The 5,884-nt window shown below is 68.9% G+C and carries 4 protein-coding genes; 1 reads left to right on the top strand and 3 read right to left on the bottom strand.

What is annotated here, in order from left to right; all coding sequences use genetic code 11:
- The coding region (locus tag AC31A1_RS45375; protein ID WP_489658928.1) for a streptophobe family protein at positions 1-1,364 on the bottom strand (1,364 nt) is incomplete at its 3' end.
- 240 nt (positions 1,365-1,604) lie between these two features.
- Here AC31A1_RS45375 and AC31A1_RS45370 point away from each other — a divergent pair.
- Positions 1,605-4,124, top strand: coding sequence for an ABC transporter ATP-binding protein/permease (locus AC31A1_RS45370; protein ID WP_489658927.1), 2,520 nt, complete (start codon positions 1,605-1,607; stop codon positions 4,122-4,124).
- Between the two features lie 90 nt (positions 4,125-4,214).
- Here the strand turns inward: AC31A1_RS45370 and AC31A1_RS45365 are convergent, their stop codons facing one another.
- Together AC31A1_RS45365 and AC31A1_RS45360 are read right to left on the bottom strand one after the other, a co-directional pair.
- Positions 4,215-4,979 carry a transglycosylase SLT domain-containing protein gene (locus AC31A1_RS45365; protein ID WP_489658926.1) on the bottom strand — a complete coding sequence of 255 codons (765 nt, stop codon included), beginning with the start codon at positions 4,977-4,979 and terminating at the stop codon, positions 4,215-4,217.
- Positions 4,980-5,277: 298 nt separating this feature from the next.
- Positions 5,278-5,884 (bottom strand): S-adenosylmethionine:tRNA ribosyltransferase-isomerase (locus AC31A1_RS45360; RefSeq protein WP_489658925.1); only part of this gene is annotated, 607 nt, incomplete at its 5' end.

The following is a 5,884-nucleotide window of genomic DNA, read 5'->3' as shown; positions in this document are numbered from 1 at the left end:
GCCCCCGCACCCCACACCGCGCCCAGCACCAACGCCATGCCCAGATGCCCGTGCAACTCGATCCCCGCGCCGAACGCGTCGAACCCCAGCACCGACAGCGACGCATCCACCGACACGTCCGTCAGCCAGGCCAGCAACGGCAACGTCAGGGCGGTGACGACCCCCAGCCGTAGAGCACACCGCCCGGCAAAACCGAGAGCACTCCCGCGACCCCCCGCACCAGCACGCTCAGAGCCGCTCACCGCGTCCGCTCCCAAGGGCGTCCGCACCGCCGTCAACACCCCGGCCAGCAGCATCATCAGCGCCGCGGCGACCCCCAACAGCCATACCCGGCTGTCCAGTTCGGCCAGTCGCCCCAACGTCACCGGCTGGTCGGACTTCACGCTCAGGAGGTCGTCGAGGGGGTGGGGGAGCAGCTTCGCCAGTTCACCCGTCGCCTTGCCGTCCCAGGGGACGAAGAGGCCGATCGGGATGCCCAGCCAGACCCCGTTGGGGGCGCCCAACAGGGCCGCGCCCGCGATGCGTTTCGGGTGGTCGTCGCCTATCGCCGCGTACGCCGCCGCCGCGAGCCCCGCGGCCACCGCGACCAGCAGCACCGTGACGAGCGCGGACGCGGCCGGGCGTACGACGCGGTGTACGGCCTCCCAGCCGCGGGGGAGGGGAGTGCGGCGGGAGGCCAGCAGGGCGATCAGCAGGATGCCGGCCGACCAGCCCAGGCCGCCCAGCAACGTCGGCGCCGTGTCGACCGTGAAGCCGACCGCCGCCTTCGCCTTGACCAGGTCGCTGATCTTGCCCGGCAGCAGTCCGCCGATGTCACCGATGTCGCCGAGGCCGGGGATGTTCACCCCGCCGCCGCTACCGCCGCCGCCCGTCAGTTTGTCCAGGCCCAGCTTGCTTCCGTCGATCGTGATCACGTCGTGGCCTGCCCAGGCCAGCCCGCCGAGCATCGCCACGAAGAGCGCGATCACCGAGCCCGCGCGCGCGAGGAGTTCGGCCGGGGCGATCACAACTCCGGCCGCCCGCAAGGACCGTAGGAAGAAGTACGACAGCAGGAGCGCGCCCACCAGGCTCACGCCCAGGGGGGTGATCGTGACGGCTGTGGTCGCCTGGGCGCCGGTCAGGCCGAAGGCCGACACGTCGCCGGTCGGGGTGACCGAACCGCCCGCTCCCAGGGCCACCACCGCCGCGGTCATCGGGCCGAGCGAACCCGTCGCGTCGGCGCCCAGCAGGTGCAGGCCGAGCGCGGCCGTGCCCGCCATGCCTATCAGCGCCCAGCTCACCGCGGCGATCGCGGACAGCAGGACGTCGACCCAGGGCACCCTCGTGTCGTAGTTCGCCGTCCTGACCCTCGTCGCTGAGCTCATGGCAGACCCCCCGATCCGCGGCGCGGTGCGGACACCACGCATGTCCCCCTCGCGTGGATTACCACTCTCCGGGTCGGTTTCAACCCCGTCAACGGAACCGGCGGAAGCGTATGGACGTGGTCTTCACAAGGCCCGACTTTCGGTCAGGGGGTGCAGCCTGAAATAGTTCCCGACGATGTTCGCCATCCCTAGACTCCCTGTGATGGGGGTAACTCGGGGGACTACTCAGTGGGGCATGGAGTGCCGGAACTCGTACTGGAATTGAATGGACGGACCTGGACGCTCGACGCGTCCAGGTCCTACACCCTCGGACGTGATCCGCAGGGGGACGTCGTGGTCGACGACGCCAGGGTCTCCTGGCGGCACGCCACGATCAGCTGGGGCGGCCGGAGTTGGGTCATCGACGACCACGGCAGCACCAACGGCACGTTCGTGCAGGGCCAGCGCATCCATCAGATGGAGATCGGCCCGGGCTCGTCCGTGTACCTGGGCAACGCGACCGACGGCCCGCGCCTGAGCCTGTCCGGCGCCGCGGCCGCCGTGGCGACTCCGCAGGCCCAGCCGCAGCAACAGCCGTACGCCGCACAGGGTGCGGGCCCCGGCTGGGCGCAGCAGGCACCGCCTCAGCAGGTCCCGGCGCAGACGCCTGAGCAGCAGCGTTATCAGCCGCCGCCGGCCGCCGCGAACATTCCGCCGCAGCAGGGATCCGGCGTCGGCGCGGGGGCGCCGTCGGTCTACGGCGACCGCAGCCCGACCACGTTCCACCAGTTCTCGCTGGGGCGCGTGATGCGCATCGGCCGTGCGCTGGAGAACGAGTTGGTGGTCTCCGACCTCCAAGTCTCGCGCCACCACGCCGAGTTCCACGCGACGCCCGACGGCCGTTTCGAGATCCGTGACCTGGGCTCGCACAACGGCACCTACGTCAACGGCCAGCCGATCACCAAGGGCGGCTCCGCGCTGCTCGGCCCGAACGACATCGTCGGCGTCGGCCACTCCACGTTCCGCCTGGTCGGGGACCGGCTCGAAGAGTTCGTCGACACCGGTGACATCTCCTTCTCCGCACGGCACTTGACGGTCACGGTCGACGGCGGCAAGCAGATCCTCAAGGACGTCTCCTTCGGCGTACCGGAGAAGTCGCTGATCGCGGTCATCGGCCCGTCCGGCTCCGGCAAGTCGACCCTGCTCAAGGCGCTCACCGGCTACCGGCCCGCCAACCAGGGCGACGTCCTCTACGACAACCGGAACCTCTACAAGCAGTTCGCCGAGCTGCGCCAGCGCATCGGTCTGGTCCCGCAGGACGACATCCTGCACAAGGAACTGACCGTCAAGAAGGCCCTCAAGTACGCGGCCAAGCTGCGCTTCCCCGCCGACACCACCGGCGACGAGCGCGAGGCCCGTATCGACGAGGTACTGCGCGAGCTGAAGCTCGACATTCACAAAGAGAAGAAGATCACCTCCCTCTCCGGTGGCCAGCGCAAGCGCGTCTCGGTGGCTCTGGAACTCCTCACCAAGCCCTCGCTGATCTTCCTGGACGAGCCCACCTCGGGCCTCGACCCGGGCATGGACCGCGATGTCATGCAGCTGCTGCGCGGCCTCGCCGACGACGGCCGCACGGTCCTCGTCGTCACCCACTCCGTGGCCGAACTGGCGATCTGCGACAAGCTGTTGGTGATGGCACCGGGCGGCAGCGTCGCCTACTTCGGCCCGCCCGAGGAGGCACTGAACTTCTTCGGCTACGACACCTGGGCCGACGTCTTCTCCGCCTTCGAGAACTACCGCGACTACGACTGGGCGGGCCGCTGGAAGGGCTCGCAGCACTACCAGATGTACGCCGCGGACATCGACGCGATTGCTCCGCAGTCCGTACAGATGCCGCCGATGCAGGCGATGAAGCCGCCGAAGCCGCAGGGCTGGATGTCGCAGTTCGTCACGCTGGTGCGCCGCTACGTCGCGGTGATCGCGTCCGACAAGGGCTTCCTGGCCCTGATGGTGATCCTTCCGGGCGTCCTCGGCGCGGTGAGCCTGCTCATCGACTCGGGCAACAGCCTGCTGCCCAACCCGGCCCGGGCGAACGGCACCAGAATCCCGAACGGCACGGCCACCACGGTCCTGCTGATCCTCGCGGTCGGCGCCTGCTTCGCCGGCGCGGCCAACTCCGTCCGTGAGCTGATCAAGGAACGGGTCATCTACGAACGGGAGCGCGCGACCGGCCTGTCGCGCTCCGCGTATCTGATGTCCAAGGTGTTCGTGCTCGGTGTGATCACCGCGCTGCAGGGCCTGATGGTCGGCGTCATCGGCTTCGCCAGCCGCGAGATCCCCAAGCAGGGCTTGGTCCTCGGCAGCCAGACCATGTTCGAGCTCTGCATCCCGATCATGGGCCTCGGCTTCACCGCGATGATGTTCGGCCTGATCATCTCCTCGCTGGTGAAGACGGCCGAGAAGACCATGCCGCTGCTGGTCATGTTCGCGATCATCCAAGTCGTGTTCACCGGCTGCCTGTTCACCCTGAACGGCTCGATCGGCGTCAACCAGTTCTCGTACCTGATGCCGTCGCGCTGGGCGGTCGGTGCCGCGGGTGCCACGCTGGACTTCAACAAGATCAGCCCGCCCAAGCCCGGCGACGCCACCGACCCGCTCTGGGAGCACACCGTCGGCGCCTGGGGCATGGACATGGCCGCGCTGATCGTCCTCGGCGTGATCTGCGGCTTCTTCGTGGCCCGCTTCCTGCGCCGCCACGAGCCGGAGGTCATGCGCAAGTAGTTCTTACCGTACGACGCCGAAGGGCGGCACCCCTCACACAGGTGCCGCCCTTCGGCGTCGATACCGAGGCCCAGAGGTCCGCCGGAGGCCTCAGTACGCGCTGTTGACGTTGTCGATCGAGCCGTACCGGTTGGCCGCGTAGTTGGCGGCGGCGGTGATGTTGGCGACCGGGTCGTAGATGTTCGTCGAGGTACCGGAGACGTGGTACGCGTTGAACGTCGGCTGGATCACCTGGAGCAGACCGATCGACGGGGTGCCGTTGACCGCGTTGACGTCCCAGCCGTTGACGGCGCTCGGGTTGCCCGAGGACTCCCGCATGATGTTCTTGTACAGGCCGTTGTACGAGCCCGGGATGCCCTTCTGCTTCATGATCGCCAGGGCGTGGTTGATCCAGCCGTTGAGGTTGTTGGCGTAGGTCGTCGCGGCGACGGGCTGGATCTTGACGCGCTCGGTGGAGCGGCTCGCGGCCTTCTTGGCCTTGCGCGCGGCCTCCGCCTTCTTCTTGGCGGCGGCTTCGGCGGCGGCCTTCTTCTTCGCGGCGGCGTCCGCCTTGGCCTTCGCCGCCTTCGCCTTCGCGTCGGCCTTCGCCTGGATCGCCTCGGTCTTCACGCCGGCACCGGCGAGCTGGTCGGTGACGCTGGCCTTGACGCCCTTGATGGGCTCCGTGCTGTACGCGATCTTCGTCGAGGCCGCGGCGTCGCTCGTGGTCGTCCCCGCGTCGCTGGGCACCGCGGAGAAGGCGAGGGCGGCGGCGCCGAGCGTGGCGACACCGGCGAGCGCGATCTTGTGCTGCTTCGTCAGCTTGTTCAGCTTGGTCAGGCGACTATGACCAGGAGTGTTCGTGTTCTTGGGCATGGCGGATGGACCTCTTCGAATTGCGCGGAGGTCGCTCACCGTCCGGCGGGGACGCGGGTGCTTCCGGCACAAACGCCGCGGACGGGATCCGCGGCGCTGAGCGACGGCTGCAATTCTTAGCGGCCGCAAAAACCCCTGGCAAAGGTGTGACGTACGATCCCGGGTAGTTGACCGGTCCAGGGCAAAACGGGACAGACAGGACCGTCTGTCCCGCTCAAGTGGGGCGCCTATATCTCCTATGTCCGCTAGTACGTGATCTGCGCCCTATGTGCGGGCTCACATCCACCGCACATCAACCTCACCCGCAGTTGCGGGAGCAACGCGCCGCGTGAGGGTCCTCCTCCGGGAGGATGAGATGGACGTCCCCGAACTCGTGCCACAGGTAGAGCCCGCGCAGCGCCTCCTCATAACTGCGGCCCACGGCGGCCCGCCCGGCGACCGCCTCCAGCATCAGCAGATGCGAGGCCTCCGGCTCGTGCAGCCCTGTCAGCAGCCCGTCCACCACCCGCACACCCCGCTCCGGCGTCACGACGAGATCCGTCCACCCCGCACGCGCGCGTACGACCCCATCGGCCCCGGCGGCCGACTCGACGGCCCGCACGGCCGTCGTCCCGACCGCGATCACCCGCCCGTCCCCGGCCCGGACGGCATTGATCAACCGGGCCGACACCTCCGACACCGCGAACCGCTCCGGATACGGCGGCTCATGCACCTCGGCCGACGCCACCCCCGTATGCAGGGTGATCGGCGCGAACTGCACCCCGCGACTCACCAGCTCCGCCACCAGCCGCGCGGTGAAGGGCCGCGCGGCACTGGGCATCTCCGCACTGCCCGTCCCGTCCTCCGTGGGCAGCGAGAACACCGTCTGGTAGACGGAGAGCGGCTGATCGCGCTCCGTATAGGAG

This window comes from Streptomyces sp. P5F9 (assembly GCF_057961495.1).
Note: the sequence above shows the minus strand (reverse complement) of the source record. Positions and strands in the feature narration are given on the sequence as shown.